Raw genomic sequence first — 16,492 nt, 5'->3', positions numbered from 1 at the left:
CGATGCGCGCTTCCTCCCCTGGCGGGAGGATTTTTGGGTCACACCGCGGGGTAGCGCAGGCGGCCGATGAAGCGGGACAGGCTGGGGCGGTGGCTGGTGCGCGCGAGAAACTGCGCCTTGGCCTTCTCGAACTTCATGATGCCTTCGATCCGCCGCGCGAGGAAGGCGCGGCTGTCGGCCCAGCCTTCGCTCTCGTCCTGGACGAACACAGCAATCGTCGCGGCATAGACCGCGCCGAGCATCGCGCGCTTGGTGTAATGGTTGTAGTCGGTCGCGGTGTCGCCGGCGGCGTGCCACATCGCATCGGCCGAGCGCCAGCCGAGCTTCGCCCCCCGCGCAACATTCTGCGGCATCGCCAGGATCGCCAGCGCGCGTCGCAGCGCATCGCGATTGGGGGCGACCAGTGCCAGTCGCGCCTCGACCAGCGCGGTGATCCGCTGGCGGATCTTCATCGCCGCAAGCGCTTCGGGCGTAAAGCGCGCGACCATCGACGTGTCGATGCTGGCGAACCAGGCGTCGATCATCGCGACGGGTCCGTCGGTAAAGGCGAGATGCGCGACGTCGCGGTCGACGCCCAGGCTGTCCGCCGCGGCATCGAGCGCCTGCACGTTCCACCCGTCGAACGCCGCATTGGTCGCGATCACCGGCGCGAGGGCATCGCGCAATTCGTCGAGCGTGGCGTCGGCTAGATCCATTTCCAGTATCTAGTCCCTGGCATCGCGCTCGGCAACGGCCCGGCCACCTCGGCGCACCAGCACGAGCGCCGCGGCGACCATCAGCGCGCCCACCGCATCGGCGGCGGCAAGCCGTTCGTCGAAGATGATCCAGCCGAGCGCGGCACCGACTGCGGGCTGGATCAGCAGCGCGATCCCGACGACCAGCGGGGTGAGGTGGCCGAGCGCATAGATCATGCAGCCCTGGCCGATCAGCTGGCTGACTACGGCAAGCGCGATCAGCGGCCACCAATTGCCCGGGGTCAGCGTCTCGTGCAGCCCGAGCGAGATCAGCAGCAGCGGCGGGATCGTGGCGAGCGAAGACAGCGCCAGCGCCGGCAAGGGGGCGAGCCGCGTCCGCACCCTGGCCATCAGGATGAAATAGAGCGCATAGAGCACGCCGGCGAGCAGGCAGAACAGGTCGCCGACGAGATGCGTCGACGACAGGCTGGCCGAGCGGCCGAGCAGCAGCCCTCCGCCCACGGCTGCGAACAGCAGGGCAATCGCCTGGGTGCGCGACGGCCAGGCGCGCGCGGCGAGGAAGCCATAGATCGGGAAGATCAGCGTCGCGGAATTGCCGAACAGCGTGGAATTGGCGAGCGTGGTGCGGACGATGCCATAGTTCCAGCTCGCCAGATCGGCGGCGAACGCCACCCCGGCGATCGCGAGGATTCCCCACAGCCCGCGCGAATCGCGAACCGGCTTCTCGCCCGCCACCAGGGTGAGCGCGAACAGCACCGGCGTCGCCAGCATCAGCCGCCAGAAGCCCGACGCGACCGGCCCGACATCGGCGAAGCGGACGAACAGCGGCCCGGAGGCGAGTGCGACATTGGCAACCACCACCGCAGCAAGCGCAGTTGCGGCGTGGCTTTTCGGTAGCCAAGTTTTCCTTGGGGCGGGAACGTCCTGCATGGGGCCCTCTAACGCCCTATCTCGTCCGCGTCACAACAGAAGGCCTTCTTTCATGCCAAGCCTCTTCGACCCGATCGATTTCGGCGCGATCCGCCTCAAGAACCGCATCCTCATGTCGCCGCTCACTCGCGGCCGCGCGAACCGCGCGCATGTGCCGCAGCCGATCATGGGCGACTATTACGCCCAGCGCGCCAGCGCCGGGCTGATCATCTCCGAGGCGACGGGGATCAGTCAGCAGGGGCTAGGCTGGGCCTATGCTCCGGGGCTTTGGAACGACGAACAAGTCGATGCGTGGAAGCCGATTCTCGAGCAGGTCCATCAAGCCGGCGGCAAGATCGTCGCGCAGCTCTGGCATATGGGCCGGCTCGTCCATCCCGATTTCCTGGGCGGCGAAGCCCCGGTCTCCGCCTCGGCGAACACCGCGCCGGGCAGCGTGCGCACCTATCCGGCCGAGGACAGCGGCGAGATCAAGCGCCCCTACCAGCAGGCGCGCGCGCTGCGCACCGACGAGATTCCCGGACTGCTCGACGATTATGAACGCGCCGCGAAGAATGCGATCCGCGCCGGCTTCGACGGCGTGCACATCCATGCCGCCAATGGCTATCTGATCGACAGCTTCCTGCGCGACAATTCGAATTTCCGCGACGACGAATATGGCGGATCGATCGAGAACCGCATCCGCCTGCTCGACCAGGTCACCCGCCGGGTGGTCGACAGCGTCGGCGGCGATCGGGTCGGCGTCCACCTTTCGCCCAACGGCGAAGTGCAGGGCGTCAACGACAGCAATCCCGCGCCCTTGTTCGAGGCGGCGGCGGCGCGGCTCGACGCGATCGGCGTCGCCTTCCTCGCACTGCGCGAACCGCGCCCGACCGGCACGCGCGGCACGCCCGACCATCCGCCGGTTCATCCGGTGATCCGCAAGGCGTTCAAGGGGCCGCTGGTGCTCAATTCGGATTATCACGCTGAAGACGCGCAGGCCGCGCTCGATTCGGGCGAAGCCGATGCGATCGCGTTCGGCCGCACCTTCTTGGCCAATCCGGACCTGCCGCGCCGGCTTGCCGAGAAGCTGCCGCTCAATCCGCAGCGCGAGGAGACTTTCTATGTCGGCGGGCCCGACGGCTATACCGACTATCCGACCTGGGACGAGACTCAGGTCGCCTGATCGAGCCCATCGATCCAGCGGGTGCTGGCGTCGCGGAGCTGCAGCCGCAGCTTCGGCGTCGCCAGCGCCGCTACCACCAGGATCGGGAAGAACGGCCAGAACAGGAAGCAGAAGGCGACGATCAGCGCGATCGCCAATGCCAGGCCGAAGCGGAGCTGGTCGAGCCGCGACCGCGTCGCGAAATTGGTGCGGATCCGCCGCGGTGCCTTGCTGTCGAACCAGCGCCGGGTGGTGAAGGCGGCGCCGTCCTCGACGCCGGCCGGGCCGTCGCCGGCGTCCTGGCCGGTCTTGCGCGCCGCGATATCGAGCACCGCGCGACGGTTTTCCCCGCGGGGATGCGGGGAGGCGCATGCGACACCGGCTTGCCGGTATGCGTGTCGATGACTTCGAGCCGCCGTCCGCGCTCCACGACCTTGTAGCGCGAGGGCGGCGGCGCGCGCATCTCAGCCGAACCGGCCCTTGAGCGCCAGCATCGCCAGCGCCGCCTTGGCCGCCTCGCCGCCCTTGTCCTTCTCGTCGGGCTTGGCGCGGGTGAGCGCCTGAGCCTCGTTCTCGACGGTGAGGATGCCGTTGCCGACCGCGAGGCCGTCCATCGACAAGGCCATCAGCCCGCGCGCGCTTTCGCCGGCGACGATCTCGAAATGATAGGTCTCGCCGCGGATCACCACGCCCAATGCGACGAACGCGTCATAGCGCCCGCTCTCCGCCGCCAGCGCGACCGCGCCGGGGATTTCGAGCGCGCCGGGGACGGTGATCGTGTCATGGCTATGGCCGGCTTCCTCGATCGCGGCGCGCGCGCCTTCGAGCAGCAGGTCATTCAGGTGCGCGTAGAAACGCGCCTCGACGATCAGTACGCGTGCCACGTCATTCTCCGCAATCGATGGGCCGCTCGCCGACGATCGACAGGCCATAGCCGTCGAGCCCAACGAGCGTGTGATGGGTGTTGGTGAGCAGGATCATGTCCTGCACGCCGAGTTCGGTGAGGATCGTCGCGCCGACGCCGTAATCGCGCAGCTCGTCCATGTCCTTGGGCTCCAGCGTGCCCTGGCGGGCCTGGAGCGCGCGCGTAAACTGGTCGGGCCGCGGCTTGTTGATCACCACGACCACGCCGGCGCCTTCCTCGGCGATGATCTCCATCGAGCGGCGCAGCAGTCCGCCGCGTGTTCCCCCTCGCCGAAGATGTCGGAGAAAGGCGACAATGCATGCATCCGCACCAGCGTCGGCTTGGCCGGATCGATCTCGCCCTTCACCAGAGCGACCTGCTCGCTCTCGGTCGCCTTGTTCCAGAAGGTCATCGCGGTCCATTCGCCGCCCCAATCGCTTTCGAAGCGGGTTTCGGCACGCTTCTCGACGAGATGGTCGTGGCGGCGGCGATAGGCGATCAGATCGCGAATCGTGCCGAGCTTGAGGTTGTGGAATTGGGCGAACGAGACGAGGTCGTCCAACCGCGCCATCGTCCCGTCGTCCTTCATGATCTCGCAGATCACGCCCGACGGGTTGAGCCCGGCGAGCCGCGCCAGATCGACTGCCGCCTCGGTATGGCCGGTGCGGACCAGCACGCCACCGTCGCGCGCGATCAGCGGGAATACATGGCCGGGCGAGGTGATCGCATCGGGGCCGTTGGCGGCGTCGATCGCCACGGCTACGGTGCGCGCGCGGTCGGCAGCGGAGATGCCCGTCGAGATGCCTTCCTTCGCCTCGATCGAGACAGTGAACGCAGTGCCGAGCGGCGTGCCGTTGACGCGCGCCATCGGCTCGAGGCTAAGCTGGCGGCCGCGCTCGGCGGTGAGCGCGAGGCAGATCAGCCCGCGGCCGAAGCGGGCCATGAAATTGACCGCGTCGGGTGTCGCCATCTGGGCGGGGATGACGAGATCGCCTTCATTCTCGCGGTCCTCGTCATCGACGAGAATCACCATCCGGCCATTGCGCGCCTCGTCGATCAGCTCCTCGGGCGAGGAGAGGAAACCGTGCTTCAGGCGGACGAGTTCAGGCTTTGCCACGGAGGGACTCCATACGCTGCAGATAGCGGGCGAGCACGTCGATCTCGAGATTGACGGCCTGGCCCGCTTCCAATGCCCCGAATGTAGTGACGGCGGCGGTGTGGGGAATGATGTTGAGGTCGAATTCGACTCCTTCGGCGGTATCGCGGACCGCGTTGACGGTGAGCGAGACGCCGTCGACGGTGACCGAGCCCTTGGGCGCGACATAGGGCGCGATGTCGTGGCTGGCGGCTATGGTCACGCGGTGCGAGCCGCCTTCCTCTGCGATGCTCGCCACCCTGCCGATGCCGTCGACATGGCCGGTGACGATATGCCCGCCCAGCTCGTCGCCAAGGCGCAGCGCGCGCTCGAGATTGAGCTTGCGGCCCGCGGTCCATTGCCGGTCCGCGGTACGCGAGATCGTCTCGCCCGAAACGTCGAACGCGACCCAGCCCGGCGCCTTGTCGACCACGGTCAGGCAGACGCCCGAGCAGGAGATCGACGCGCCGAGATCGATCTCGCTCGTATCATAGGCGGTAGCGACGCGGACGCGCAGGTCACCCTGCTGCGTCGCTTCGGCGATGGTGCCGATATCGGTTACGATTCCAGTGAACATATCAGGTGCTCGCGTAGACTTCGAGGCGGTCGCTGCCAAGCTGCCGTGCATCGCGCAGCTGCCAGTGGTGATGTGCATCGCCGAGCCGGGCAAGGCCGATATCGCCCAGCGCCGGTTTTCCCGCGCCGATCAGGATCGGCGCGCGATAAAGCAGCAGCCGGTCGACCAGGCCGTGGCAGAGGAAGGCGGCAGCGGTTTCCGCGCCGCCTTCGACGAGGAGATGATCGACGCCGACCAGCGTCGCGATGTCGGCAGGGCTTTTGATCGCACCGGTCGACGAAAGGACGAGCATACGGGGCGCGCGCGCCTCCAGGCCCGCCAGCCGCACGTCGAGGCGGGGCGAGTTGATTTCCCAGGTGCGCCGGCCGACCAGGATTGCCTCGTGGCGGGCGCGTTCCAGATGGGCGTGCGCGCGCGCTTGCGGGCCGGTGATCCAGCGGCTTTCCCCCGAGGCAAGCGCGATCCGGCCGTCGAGCGACGTGGCGAGCTTGAGCGTGACGAAGGGGCGACGCTTGGCATGGCGGGTGAGGAAGCCGGCCATGGCGCGGCGCGCCTCTGCTTCGAGCAGGCCGGTCTCGACACGGATGCCTGCGTCGCGCAGCCGGGCGATGCCCTGGCCATCGGTGCGCGCATCGGGATCGCGCAGCGCGACCACCACCCGCGCCACTTCGGCGGCGACCAGCAGATCGGCACAGGCAGGTCCACGCGGCGAGACATGCGCGCAGGGCTCGAGCGTGACATAGCAAGTCGCGCCGCGCGACTTCTCGCCGGCTTGCGCCAGCGCCATCGCCTCGGCGTGCGGGCGCCCCCCGGGCTGGGTCCAGCCGCGCCCGATGACGCGGCCATCGCGCACCAGGATGCAGCCGACATTGGGATTGGGTGCCGTCCGGCCGCGGCTGCGCTCCGAGAGCGCGAGCGCGGCAGCCATCCAGCGCGCCTCGCTCAGAGCCACTTGCTGACGTTTTTGTCGAGCCGCTGGAATTGCTCCTGACGCTTCTTCAGCCGCTTCTCATATTCGGCTTGCTCGATCGCCTTCTTGGCCTGGTCGATCTTCTGCTGGGCACGGATCTGCTCGTCGGTACGGGTGAGCGGCCAGGATTCGAAATAGATGATGTTGCGCTTGTACGGCACCGCGACGCGCGAATCCTTGATGAACACGAACAGCACGCCGAACGTGATCAGCATCGCCAAAATCATGAACCACAGCTCGTGCTGCTTACGCTGCGCGAGGAAGAAGCGCAGATCGCGGAGCGCGCGGAGCGGCGACAGGGAACGAAGAAAGCTCATCGCGTGCCAAGATAGGGGCGCGGGGGTCCTAGGGCAAACCCCCGCGCTGCCGTCACTGGTTCTTGAGTTCGAACCGGACGGAAAGGGTCATCCAGCTTTCCTCGGCTACGCCGCCGCGCGACGCCGGCTTGAAGCGCCATCTGGCGAGCGCCTGGCGCCGGGTCGCTTCGAAAAACGCCTGGCTCGTCGCATCGACCTGCTCGACTGCCTTCACGCGGCCGTTGGTGCCGATAAGCACGCGCACCTTGACCGAGCCGTCGCGCTGGGCGCGCAGTTCCGACGACGGATAAGCGGGCTGGAAATCCTCGGCATAACGCGCATCGCGCGCCGCGCCGATCAGCGGGGGCGCCGCCTTGAGCGGCTCCGGCTGGGCGATCGGTCCCGGATCGGCCTTTGCGGGTTCCAACGGTGGTTGCGGCGGATAGATCGTGGTCGTCCCCTCGATATGGTTCTCGGTGAGCGTCTTGACCAGCGGATTGGGGAGGTTGGGCAGGGGCGCCGTCGCCTTGGGCGCGTCGGTCCTGGGCTGTGGCTTGGGCGGTTCGATCGGCGGCGGCGGCGGCGGATCAAAATAGGTACCGGCCTCGAAGACCGGAGGAATCTTCTTCTTCACGAACTCGGGCGCCGAGAAGATCAGCCCGGCAAGGATCAGGCCGTTGATCGCGAAGGCGGCGCCCAGGCTGACGGCGCGTGATTTGGGAGGCGTGTAGCGGCTTTCGGCATACATGGCGTTGCACTCCATCTCCGGTTTCCGGTCTGGTGCCGGCTATGCAATGTTACAACATTACCTATCGAGCCACAATGGCGTTTGTTGCGCGAACGGCGGGGCTTTGGTCAGGAAGCTGCGGAGAGCCGCTCGATCGCGCGTGCGCGCCCGATCAGCGGCAGCAGCGCCGCCATGTCGGGGCCATGCTCGCGGCCGGTGAGCGCGAGGCGCAGCGGCAGGAACAGCGCGCGGCCCTTACGCCCGGTCACTTCCTTTAGGGCGCCGGTGAGCGCCGGCCAGGGGTTGGACCAGTCGATCGTCTCCGCGACGCGCGCGGCCTCGGCGAGGAAGGCGCGATCGTCGTCCGCGATCACCGCCTTGATCGGGCCCTCGACGACGCGCCACCAATCGGCAGCTGCGTCGACTCGCTCCAGATTGGGACGGATCGCGTTCCAGGCGGCGCGGTCCATCGCGGCGGGCAGCCGATCGGCGACCGAGTCGAACTCGAGCTGGTGGACGATTCGCGCATTGAGCTGGGCCAGCTCGGCTTCGTCGAACCGTGCCGGCGCGCGTCCGAAGCGGCCGAAGTCGAACGCCGCGATCAGCGGTGCCGGATCGACGAACGGCTCGACCGGGTCGCTCGTGCCGATCCGCGCGAGCAGGGCGACCAGCGCCTGCGGCTCGATTCCCTCCTCGCGGAAATGGGCGATGCCGAGCGAGCCGAGCCGCTTCGACAATTTGCCTTCGCTGCCGGTCAGCAGCGCCTCATGCGCGAAGGTCGGTGCGGCGGCGCCCAGCGCCTCGAACATCTGCAGCTGGGTCGCAGTGTTCGAGACATGGTCCTCGCCGCGCACAACATGGCTTACGCCCATGTCGATATCGTCGATCACCGAGGGCAGCAGATAGAGCCAGGATCCGTCGGCGCGGCGCACCACCGGATCGCTCAGCAATTTGGGATCGAAGCGCTGGGCGCCGCGCACCAGATCGTCCCATGCTATTATGGCGTCAGCATCGAGCCGGAAGCGCCAGTGCGGCCGGCGCCCTTCGGCCGCGAATGCGGCGCGCTCGGCATCGCTTAGCGCGAGCGCGGCGCGATCATAGACCGGCGGCAGCCCGCGCCCGAGCAGCACTTTCCGTTTGAGATCGAGTTCTTCCGCGGTCTCATAGGCCGGATAGACTCGCCCGCTCGCCACCAGCTCGGCAAAGCGCGCCTCGTAGCGATCGAATCGCGCTGACTGGCGCGCCTCGCCATCGGGGACGAGCCCGAGCCAGGCGAGATCGGTGCGGATCGACTCGACGAAGCGCTCCTCGGAGCGCGCGCCATCGGTATCGTCGATCCGCAGCAGGAAGCGCCCGCCATGCCGTTTGGCGAACATCCAGTTGTGAAGCGCAGTGCGGATATTGCCGACGTGCAGCGTGCCGGTGGGGCTGGGGGCGAAGCGCGTGGTGACCATGTGCCGCCCTTAGCGGCGGGGCGGACCGTGCGCCACAGCGTCGCGCGCGGATCGTGGCTTCCGGGCGGTCCGGCGGGAGCCGGTGTGACAGAAGCGTGGCAATGCCCCCTTTGCGCGGAGGCCGCACGGCCCTAAGGGGGCGCGGACAGCATCAGCGACGGGACCTCGCGCACATGAAACTCATGGCCGGCAATTCGAACATGCCGCTCGCCACGGCGATCGCCGATTATCTCGAGATCCCGCTCACCAAGGCCAATGTCCGCCGCTTCGCCGACGAGGAAATCTTCGTCGAGATCCTCGAGAATGTCCGCGGCGAGGACGTCTTCGTGATGCAGTCGACCAGCTATCCGGCGAACGACAATCTCATGGAGATGCTGATCATGATCGATGCGCTCAAGCGCGCATCGGCCAAGCGGATCACCGCCGTTCTCCCCTATTTCGGCTATGCCCGCCAGGATCGGAAGCCCGGACCGCGCACCCCGATCTCGGCCAAGCTCGTCGCCAATCTGGTCACGACCGCCGGCGCCGATCGCGTGCTCTCGGTCGATCTCCATGCCGGACAGATCCAGGGTTTCTTCGACATCCCCACCGACAATCTGTTCGCTGCGCCGGTGATGAGCGCCGACATCCACACGCGCTTCCCCGGCAAGCAATGGATGGTCATCTCGCCCGACGTCGGCGGCGTGGTCCGCGCCCGCGCGCTCGCCAAGCGACTCGACAACGCGCCGCTGGCGATCGTCGACAAGCGCCGCGAGCGCCCGGGCGAATCCGAAGTGATGAACATCATCGGCCAGGTCGAGGGCCGCTTCTGCATCCTGATCGACGATATCGTCGATTCGGCGGGCACGCTGTGCAACGCCGCCGCCGCGCTCAAGGCGGCAGGCGCCGAGGACGTCGTGGCGTATTGCACGCACGGCGTGCTTTCGGGCGGCGCCGTCGCCCGGGTCGACAATTCGGCGCTGACCGAGCTCGTCATCACCGATTCGATCGGCAACCATGCCGTGATCGCCGACAGCGCGAAGACCCGCCATCTGACCATCGCGCCGCTGCTCGCCGAAGCAATCAAGCGCATTGCGGATGAAAGCTCGGTTTCGTCGCTGTTCGACTGATCGGTTTAACAGAGATTTAGCGCGCCGCCGCTAGGCCGGCGGCATGCGCTTGTTCCCAATCCTCCCAGCCGCGATGCTTCCGCTCGCCGCCATGAGCTGTGGGACGAGCGTTCCGGCGGACCCGTTTGCGGGCATACCCGGCGTCACCTACGATTATTATCGCGTCACCGGCGCCAGCGCGGCGGAGATTTGCCGATCGATCGATAGCCAGCGCCCCTTCGATCCGATCGAGGGAAAATCGTTCGATGCGACCACGCAGTGGCGGATAGCCTGGCATTGGGATGGCGATGGCGCGGGGGGATGCAAGCTCGATCAGGCACGCGGCACCTTTGCAGTCACGGTGCGCTTGCCGCAGCTCGATGCCTCCGGCGTTGCACCGGCAGTAATCCGGAAGTGGCGCCGTTACGATGCAGCGCTTCGTGCGCACGAGGCGGGCCATGCGCGTTATGCCTATTCGCGCTATGAAGACGTGATTGCAGCGGTGCGGGGCGCGACCTGCGCTAGTGCCAACGCCGCCGGCCACGCAGTGCTGGATCAAATCCGCCAGCACAATCGAGCCTATGACCGCGCAACGGCGCATGGCTATCGTACCGGGGCAATGTTTCCGGCGGCCGACCAGCCTTAGGCCACTGCTTCCCAGACCAGCCCGGCGCCCACCGCAATCATCAGGCAATAGATCGCAGTGAAGAAGCGCTCGGGTGCGATCCGGCGGACCAGCCATACGCCCGCCAGCGTCGAGAGCAGCGCCATCGGTATCAGCACCGCCGAGGTCAGCAGGTTCGCGTGGTTGAACTGGCCGAGCGCATAATAGGCCGGCACCTTGATCCAGTTGATCGCGCCGAAGAACAGCGCCGTCGTGCCGACGAGCATGTCGCGCTGGAGGCCGCGGGGCAGCACCCAGAGCTGGAAGGGCGGCTGGCCGGCATGGGCGATCTGACTGGTGAAGCCCGAGGCAATGCCGAACAGCGATCCCACCCATTCGGGCCAGCGCTTCGTCCCGCTCGCGGGCACGCCGCGCCGCGCGATCCACAGCCGATAGGCGCCGAACAACACCGAGATCGCGCCGACTGCCGCCATGACGCCAGAAGGCGAAACGCTGGCGGCATAGGCATAGCCCAGGATGATCCCCGCTACGGCACCGGGCAGCATCCAGCCGAGCAGCCGCCAGTCGACGCTGCGCCGGAATGCCCAGATCCCCACCACGTCCTGCACGATCAGGATCGGCAGCAGGATCGCCGCGGCGCGGACCGGATCGACCGCGAAAGCCAGCATCGGCAGCGACAGCGCGCCCATCCCCGCAAACCCGCCCTTGGCGAGCCCGAGCAGGAAGATGGCGGGGATGGCGAGCGCGTAGAAATGCCAGTCGGTGATCATGCTGCGCTGCCCTAAGCCTTTCGCGCCGTTCGCCAACCTGCTTTATCGGCGGCATGGCTGAAGATCGGACCGGGCAGGTCGCCGTCATCTTCGTTTCGGAGCGGACGCTCGACGACGACGCCGGCTATGCCGAGGCGGCAGGGCAGATGGCCCGGCTGGCCGCCACGCAACCCGGCTATCGCGGCGCCGAAGACGCGCGCGGCGAAGACCGCATCGGCATCACCGTGAGCTATTGGGCGGACGAGGCCAGCGCCATCGCCTGGCGCCGGCATCCCGATCATGCCGCGATCCGCGAGGCCGGGCGCGGCCGCTGGTATCGCTGGTATCGGCTCCACGTCGCGCAGATCGACCGGAGCTATAGCTGGCAGCGCGGATGAGGCCACGCGTCGACGCCACCTTCGCGCTGCTCTTCGCCGTGATGCTGGCGATCGCCGCGGGGAATACCGCGCTGCAATCGGTGCTCCCTGCGCTGGGCCGCTCGCTCGGCGTAGCCGACAGCGCCGTGGCGGCGGTGTTCTCGGTGTCGGCGCTACTCTGGGTGGTCGCCGCGCCCTATTGGGCCAATCGCTCGGACCGGCACGGGCGGCGCGCGATGGTATTGCTGGGCGTGGCCGGGTTCACCGCATCGCTGTTCCTGTGCGGGCTGTTCCTCGCGCTCGGCATCAACGGCGTGCTGGCGCCGCTCACCGCGTTCCTCGCGTTCCTCGGCGGGCGCGTGCTTTACGGGGCATTCGGATCGGCGGCGCCGCCCGCGGTGCAGGCGATCGTCGCGGGACGTACGACGCGCGAAGAGCGGACCGGCGCGCTCACCCTGCTCGCCTCGGCATTCGGACTCGGCACGATCCTCGGCCCCGCGCTTGCCCCCTATTTGGTGATCGGGCGGCTGTGGCCCGGCGGCCCCGAGATCGGGCTGGCCGGCCCCGCCTTTGCAGCCAGCATCGTCGGCGCGATCATCTTCGTCGCGGTGTTCCGGCTGCTGCCGCACGAGGAGGGGACGGGGCACGGCGCCGCGGCGAGCTATCCGTCGATCGGCGGGCAGGGCACCGGAGCGACGGTGACCGCGGCGACAGCCGAGACCGCGCAAGCGGTGGGCTATTTCAATTCGCGGATCCGCGGCTGGATCATCAGCGGGCTGGTCGTCGGCCATGCCCAGGCGATGACCGGCCAGGCGATCGGCTTTCTGGTGATCGACCGGCTCCAGGCCAGCCCGATGGACGCGCTCGCGCCGACGGGGCTGGTGCTGATGATCGGCGCGGGCGCGTCGCTGCTTGCGCAATGGGGGTTGATCCCGCTGCTCGACCTCAAGCCGCGGATGCTGATCCTGGGCGGAGCGCTGCTCGGCGCGCTGGGCTGTGCGGCGACCGGCACCGCGACGAGCTTCTACGGGATCGCGCTCGGCTATGCGCTGACCTCGCTCGGCATCGGGCTTGCGCGACCGGGCTTCACTGCCGGCGCCTCGCTTGCGGTCGGCGCGGAGGCGCAGGGCTCGGTGGCAGGCAAGGTCACCTCGGTGAACGGCGCCGCCTTCGTGCTCGGGCCGTCGATCGGCGTCGGGCTGTACGAGCTGTGGCGGCCACTCCCCTATCTGACTGCGTCAGCGGGACTGGCCGCCCTGCTCCTCTACGGCTGGATCAGCCTTCGCCCTTCGGGCCGCGCCCGCGGAGCATCCCGGGCGCGATGAACCCCAGCGGCTGGAGCGCCATCGCGTCCTGCTTGAGCCGGCCTTTCATCGCTTCGTACTCTGCCTCCATCTCGGGCGTGACGGTCGCGCGCAATTCCTTCAGCGCATCTTCGAAATGCGCCATCGTGACTTCGCGCGACGCCAGCGATTCGCGCAGCGCGACCAGCCCAGCCCGGCGCACCACGTCCTCGAGATCGGCGCCGGTGAAGCGTTCGGTCTTCCCGGCGATCTCCCCGAGGTCGACATCGCTGGCGAGTGGCATCTTCTCGGTCTGGATCTTGAGGATGCGCTCGCGCCCGGCCTTGTCGGGCACGCCGACATAGACCAGTTCGTCGAACCGGCCCGGGCGCAGCAGAGCCGGATCGATCAGGTTCGGCCGATTGGTCGCGCCGATCACCACCACCGATTGCAGCTCCTCGAGCCCATCCATCTCCGAGAGAATGGTGTTGACCACGCGCTCGGTCGCCTGGGGCTCGCCAAGCCCGCCGCCGCGCGCGGGCACCAGCGAATCGAGCTCGTCGATGAAGATCACGCAGGGCGCGACCTGGCGCGCGCGGGCGAACAGCCGCGCGATCTGCTGCTCGCTTTCGCCATACCATTTGGACAGAAGGTCGCTCGACTTGGTGGCGATGAAATTCGCCTCCGCCTCGCGCGCCACTGCCTTGGCCAGCAGGGTCTTGCCGGTGCCCGGAGGCCCATAGAGCAGGAAGCCCTTGGCTGGACGGATGCCCAGGCGACGGAACGCGTCGGGATCCTTCAAGGGCAGCTCGACGCCTTCCTTGAGGCGCATCTGCGCATCGTCGAGCCCGCCGACATCTTCCCAGCGGACGCGCGGCGCCTCGACCATCACTTCGCGCATCGCCGAAGGCTGGACGCGCTTGAGTGCCTCGAGGAAATCCTCGCGGGTGACAGCGAGCGTGTCGAGTACCTCGGGCGGGATGGTGCCCTCGGCAAGGTTGATCTTCGGCATGATCCGCCGGACCGCCTCGATCGCCGCTTCGCGGGCGAGCGCCGCGAGATCGGCACCGACAAAGCCATAGGTCGTCCGTGCGAGTTCGGCCAGGTCGACACGATCGCCCAACGGCATGCCGCGGGTATGGATGCCCAGAATCTCACGGCGACCGCGCTCGTCGGGAACGCCGACGACGATCTCGCGATCGAAGCGGCCGGGACGGCGCAGCGCCTCGTCGATCGCGTCGGGACGATTGGTCGCGGCAATCACCACGACATTGGCGCGTGCCTCCAGGCCGTCCATCAGCGTCAGCAGCTGCGCGACGAGCCGCTTCTCGGCTTCGCCCGACACCTGCCCGCGCTTCGGCGCGATCGAATCGATCTCGTCGATGAAGACGATCGACGGCGCCGACTTTGCCGCTTCCTCGAACACCTGGCGCAGCCGCGACTCGGATTCGCCATAGGCCGAGCCCATGATCTCGGGACCATTGATCAGGTGGAAAGTAGCGTCGCTTTCGTTGGCGACCGCGCGCGCGAGCCGCGTCTTGCCGGTCCCGGGCGGGCCATGGAGCAGCACGCCCTTGGGCGGATCGACGCCGAGGCGCTGGAACAGCTCGGGATAGCGCAGCGGCAGTTCGACCATCTCGCGCAGCTGGTCGATCGTCGCGGCCATTCCGCCGATATCGTCATAGGTGACGTCGGCACGGCGGCTCTCGCCAGCTTCCTCATATTCGGCGCGCAGCTCAACCTCGGTGGTCTCGTCGATATGGACGATCCCCTTGGGCGTTGCCGAGACGACGGCGAGGCGGATTTCCTGGAGCGCATAGGCCGGCGCATTGACGAAGCGCTGGATGCTGGGATCGACGACGCGCTGGTGCCCTGCGGTGGCGACGACATCGCCCTGGGCGAGCGGGCGGCCGTAAAAGGTGCGCTGGAGCGCGGCCGCCGATCCCTGGAGCCGCAAATTGGCCTGAGCGGGCGCGAACACGACGCGGGTCGCCGGCTTCGAGGTTGCGCGGCGCACTTCGACGAAATCGCCCGAGCCGACGCCGGCATTGGCGCGCTGAAGCCCGTCGATGCGCAGAAGTTCGAGGCCCTCGTCCTCGGGATAGGGGAGGACCGCGCGCGCCGGGGTGGCGCGCTTGCCGATGATCTCGATCACATCGCCTTCGGTTACCCCCAGCGTCGCCATCAGCGAGCGCGGAATATGGGCGAGGCCGCGTCCGCTATCCTCGGGGCGCGCATTGGCGACCTGCAGCCTGCTTGTTCGGGATTCGTCGTCGGCCATTCCGCTCTCCTGAGGGCGTGAAGCGCGGGAGATAGGGAGCCGGTTCCACCGCTGCGAGGGGCGAAACGATTTCGTGCGAAATCGCGCCTAGTCGTACGCGCGGGACAAAAAAATGGCGGACCGCAAAGGGCCCGCCGGGAAAGTTTTAGGAGAGGATGCCTGAAAGGCACTGCATATGTGCAGTGCGGCGAAAAATTGTGCAAGTGCGTAAAATTCCCGATGCACTTGCAAAGGTTGCAATCATCTTGTTACGATAGGAACGCAATGAAGAGAGACTGAAGCGCCTTGCGGCTCGCAAAAGCGCTCGCAAAAATCTCTGACGCAGTGCACAAAAGAGCGACCATGCGCAGGCTTCCACCCCTCACCGCAATCGAAGCGTTCGTCCAAGTTGCCCGGCTGGGTTCGATCAAGGCTGCGGCGGAAGAACTCGCGCTGTCCTCACCCGCGCTCAGCCGCCGTGTTCAGTCGCTCGAGCGCTTCATCGGCAAGCCGCTGTTCGAGCGCCGCCACCAGGCACTCAAGCTCAATGACGACGGCGACCGTCTGCTCGGCATGATTGCCCCTGCGCTCGATGCCATGACCGACGCAGTCGAGGCGATGACCAGCGGCGGCGAACTGCTCCGCCTGCGCCTTGGCGTGCTGCCGCTATATGCGACCCAGCAGCTGCTGCCCCGGCTGCCCGAGCTCAAGCGCCGCCATCCGGAGCTGCATCTTGACGTCGATACGGCCGGGTACGGGGTGGCGCGGCTCGGCGACGGGCTCGACGCCGCGATCGTCATCGCGCGCGACATCGACCCGGGCTTTTATTCGAAACGGCTCGATCGCAATCGCGTCCATGTCATCGGCGCGCGCAGTCTGGTCGACGGGCCTGATCCGGTGACGCGCCCCGAACAGCTGACCAAGCTGACTGCGCTGGTCCATCGCGACATGCCCGAGACCTTCACCGCGTGGCGCGCGGCGGCCGGCTTCCCCGATCTCGAGCCGCTGGCGATCGATCATTTCGACTCAGGCAATCTGATGCTTGAGGCGGCGGCGCAGGGGCTCGGCGTCGCGTTCATGCTCGAAGCGCATTTCGAGGCGGCGCGCGACGAGCGACTGGTCCAGCTCTTCGATCTGACGGTCGAGAGCCATTACAGCTATTGGTTCGTCTGCCGCCCGCGCGCGCTGGCACAGCGGCCGGTCAAGATTTTTCACGACTGGCTGATCGAGGCGATCGGCGCCAACCAGGTCTGAATTGGAAAGCCCCTCTCCCGCGGGAGA

17 protein-coding genes and 1 pseudogene are annotated in these 16,492 nt (G+C 67.6%); 6 read left to right on the top strand and 12 right to left on the bottom strand.

The genetic code is table 11. The annotated features are described in order from the left end of the window. Positions 1-38 precede the first annotated feature (38 nt). Complete coding sequence (locus tag AB2M62_RS17970; RefSeq protein ID WP_404336017.1) at positions 39-695, bottom strand: COQ9 family protein; 657 nt, start codon at positions 693-695, stop codon at positions 39-41. Between the two features lie 9 nt (positions 696-704). Then, entirely contained in the window at positions 705-1,625 is a 921-nt protein-coding gene (locus tag AB2M62_RS17965; protein ID WP_404336015.1) for a DMT family transporter, read from the bottom strand. Between the two features lie 52 nt (positions 1,626-1,677). Here AB2M62_RS17965 and AB2M62_RS17960 point away from each other — a divergent pair, with 52 nt between their 5' ends. Further along, on the top strand, positions 1,678-2,787 hold the full coding sequence (locus tag AB2M62_RS17960; RefSeq protein ID WP_404336014.1) for an alkene reductase: 1,110 nt from the start codon (positions 1,678-1,680) through the stop codon (positions 2,785-2,787). Here the strand turns inward: AB2M62_RS17960 and AB2M62_RS17955 are convergent. The 8 genes and pseudogenes from AB2M62_RS17955 to gltX all read right to left on the bottom strand — a co-directional run bounded on the left by AB2M62_RS17955 (position 2,775) and on the right by gltX (position 8,829). Beyond that, positions 2,775-3,098: a hypothetical protein gene (locus tag AB2M62_RS17955; protein WP_404336012.1), complete on the bottom strand. Its 324-nt coding sequence runs from the start codon at positions 3,096-3,098 to the stop codon at positions 2,775-2,777. The genes AB2M62_RS17960 and AB2M62_RS17955 overlap by 13 nt on opposite strands. A 132-nt stretch (positions 3,099-3,230) precedes the next feature. After that, positions 3,231-3,650 (bottom strand): 6,7-dimethyl-8-ribityllumazine synthase, encoded by a 420-nt coding sequence (ribH, locus tag AB2M62_RS17950; RefSeq protein WP_404336010.1) that lies wholly within the window; start codon positions 3,648-3,650, stop codon positions 3,231-3,233. Between the two features lies 1 nt (position 3,651). After that, positions 3,652-4,787 (bottom strand): annotated as a pseudogene (gene ribB, locus AB2M62_RS17945) (3,4-dihydroxy-2-butanone-4-phosphate synthase). Next, entirely contained in the window at positions 4,774-5,382 is a 609-nt protein-coding gene (locus AB2M62_RS17940) for a riboflavin synthase (RefSeq protein WP_404336008.1), read from the bottom strand. Before AB2M62_RS17940 ends, ribB begins: the two are co-directional and overlap by 14 nt. 1 nt (position 5,383) lies before the next feature. Next, positions 5,384-6,310, bottom strand: coding sequence for a bifunctional diaminohydroxyphosphoribosylaminopyrimidine deaminase/5-amino-6-(5-phosphoribosylamino)uracil reductase RibD (gene ribD, locus AB2M62_RS17935; RefSeq protein ID WP_404336006.1), 927 nt, complete (start codon positions 6,308-6,310; stop codon positions 5,384-5,386). A gap of 14 nt (positions 6,311-6,324) precedes the next feature. Continuing rightward, positions 6,325-6,669, bottom strand: coding sequence for a hypothetical protein (locus AB2M62_RS17930; protein ID WP_404336004.1), 345 nt, complete (start codon positions 6,667-6,669; stop codon positions 6,325-6,327). 52 nt (positions 6,670-6,721) lie between these two features. After that, positions 6,722-7,396, bottom strand: a complete 675-nt coding sequence (locus AB2M62_RS17925; protein WP_404336003.1) for an energy transducer TonB — start codon at positions 7,394-7,396, stop codon at positions 6,722-6,724. Positions 7,397-7,503: 107 nt separating this feature from the next. Beyond that, positions 7,504-8,829 (bottom strand): glutamate--tRNA ligase, encoded by a 1,326-nt coding sequence (gene gltX / locus AB2M62_RS17920; protein WP_404336002.1) that lies wholly within the window; start codon positions 8,827-8,829, stop codon positions 7,504-7,506. Between the two features lie 173 nt (positions 8,830-9,002). On the opposite strand from gltX, the gene AB2M62_RS17915 reads away from it, so the two are divergent. Further along, complete coding sequence (locus AB2M62_RS17915) at positions 9,003-9,938, top strand: ribose-phosphate pyrophosphokinase (protein WP_404336000.1); 936 nt, start codon at positions 9,003-9,005, stop codon at positions 9,936-9,938. 43 nt (positions 9,939-9,981) lie between these two features. Further along, complete coding sequence (locus tag AB2M62_RS17910) at positions 9,982-10,563, top strand: DUF922 domain-containing protein (protein WP_404335998.1); 582 nt, start codon at positions 9,982-9,984, stop codon at positions 10,561-10,563. On the opposite strand, the gene AB2M62_RS17905 is transcribed toward AB2M62_RS17910, so the two are convergent. After that, entirely contained in the window at positions 10,560-11,312 is a 753-nt protein-coding gene (locus AB2M62_RS17905) for a sulfite exporter TauE/SafE family protein (protein WP_404335996.1), read from the bottom strand. The two genes, AB2M62_RS17910 and AB2M62_RS17905, sit on opposite strands and share 4 nt — an antisense overlap. Positions 11,313-11,365: 53 nt before the next feature. On the opposite strand from AB2M62_RS17905, the gene AB2M62_RS17900 reads away from it, so the two are divergent. Both AB2M62_RS17900 and AB2M62_RS17895 read left to right on the top strand, forming a co-directional pair. Beyond that, positions 11,366-11,689 (top strand): antibiotic biosynthesis monooxygenase family protein, encoded by a 324-nt coding sequence (locus AB2M62_RS17900; RefSeq protein ID WP_404335994.1) that lies wholly within the window; start codon positions 11,366-11,368, stop codon positions 11,687-11,689. After that, entirely contained in the window at positions 11,686-12,993 is a 1,308-nt protein-coding gene (locus tag AB2M62_RS17895) for an MFS transporter (RefSeq protein ID WP_404335992.1), read from the top strand. The genes AB2M62_RS17900 and AB2M62_RS17895 overlap by 4 nt, the downstream gene beginning before the upstream one ends. Here the strand turns inward: AB2M62_RS17895 and AB2M62_RS17890 are convergent. Then, positions 12,944-15,232, bottom strand: coding sequence for a CDC48 family AAA ATPase (locus AB2M62_RS17890; protein ID WP_404335990.1), 2,289 nt, complete (start codon positions 15,230-15,232; stop codon positions 12,944-12,946). The genes AB2M62_RS17895 and AB2M62_RS17890 overlap by 50 nt on opposite strands. A gap of 342 nt (positions 15,233-15,574) precedes the next feature. Between AB2M62_RS17890 and AB2M62_RS17885 the strand changes: the two genes are divergently transcribed. Further along, positions 15,575-16,465 (top strand): LysR substrate-binding domain-containing protein, encoded by an 891-nt coding sequence (locus AB2M62_RS17885; protein ID WP_404335989.1) that lies wholly within the window; start codon positions 15,575-15,577, stop codon positions 16,463-16,465. The last annotated feature ends 27 nt before the right edge of the window (positions 16,466-16,492 follow it).

This window comes from Sphingomonas sp. MMS12-HWE2-04 (assembly GCF_044881185.1).
Lineage (GTDB): Bacteria > Pseudomonadota > Alphaproteobacteria > Sphingomonadales > Sphingomonadaceae > Sphingomonas.
The sequence above is the reverse complement of the archived record's forward strand: the minus strand, read 5'-3'. Positions and strand labels throughout refer to the sequence as shown.

Excerpts from the sequence above, each read along its gene's own strand:
- AB2M62_RS17970 (WP_404336017.1), bottom strand. The coding sequence starts at position 695 with ATGGATCTAGCCGACGCCACGCTCGACGAATTGCGCGATGCCCTCGCG.
- AB2M62_RS17965 (WP_404336015.1), bottom strand. The coding sequence starts at position 1,625 with ATGCAGGACGTTCCCGCCCCAAGGAAAACTTGGCTACCGAAAAGCCAC.
- AB2M62_RS17960 (WP_404336014.1), top strand. The coding sequence starts at position 1,678 with ATGCCAAGCCTCTTCGACCCGATCGATTTCGGCGCGATCCGCCTCAAG.
- AB2M62_RS17940 (WP_404336008.1), bottom strand. The coding sequence starts at position 5,382 with ATGTTCACTGGAATCGTAACCGATATCGGCACCATCGCCGAAGCGACG.
- ribD (WP_404336006.1), bottom strand. The coding sequence starts at position 6,310 with ATGGCTGCCGCGCTCGCGCTCTCGGAGCGCAGCCGCGGCCGGACGGCA.
- AB2M62_RS17930 (WP_404336004.1), bottom strand. The coding sequence starts at position 6,669 with ATGAGCTTTCTTCGTTCCCTGTCGCCGCTCCGCGCGCTCCGCGATCTG.
- AB2M62_RS17925 (WP_404336003.1), bottom strand. The coding sequence starts at position 7,396 with ATGTATGCCGAAAGCCGCTACACGCCTCCCAAATCACGCGCCGTCAGC.
- gltX (WP_404336002.1), bottom strand. The coding sequence starts at position 8,829 with ATGGTCACCACGCGCTTCGCCCCCAGCCCCACCGGCACGCTGCACGTC.
- AB2M62_RS17915 (WP_404336000.1), top strand. The coding sequence starts at position 9,003 with ATGAAACTCATGGCCGGCAATTCGAACATGCCGCTCGCCACGGCGATC.
- AB2M62_RS17910 (WP_404335998.1), top strand. The coding sequence starts at position 9,982 with ATGCGCTTGTTCCCAATCCTCCCAGCCGCGATGCTTCCGCTCGCCGCC.
- AB2M62_RS17905 (WP_404335996.1), bottom strand. The coding sequence starts at position 11,312 with ATGATCACCGACTGGCATTTCTACGCGCTCGCCATCCCCGCCATCTTC.
- AB2M62_RS17900 (WP_404335994.1), top strand. The coding sequence starts at position 11,366 with ATGGCTGAAGATCGGACCGGGCAGGTCGCCGTCATCTTCGTTTCGGAG.
- AB2M62_RS17895 (WP_404335992.1), top strand. The coding sequence starts at position 11,686 with ATGAGGCCACGCGTCGACGCCACCTTCGCGCTGCTCTTCGCCGTGATG.
- AB2M62_RS17890 (WP_404335990.1), bottom strand. The coding sequence starts at position 15,232 with ATGGCCGACGACGAATCCCGAACAAGCAGGCTGCAGGTCGCCAATGCG.
- AB2M62_RS17885 (WP_404335989.1), top strand. The coding sequence starts at position 15,575 with ATGCGCAGGCTTCCACCCCTCACCGCAATCGAAGCGTTCGTCCAAGTT.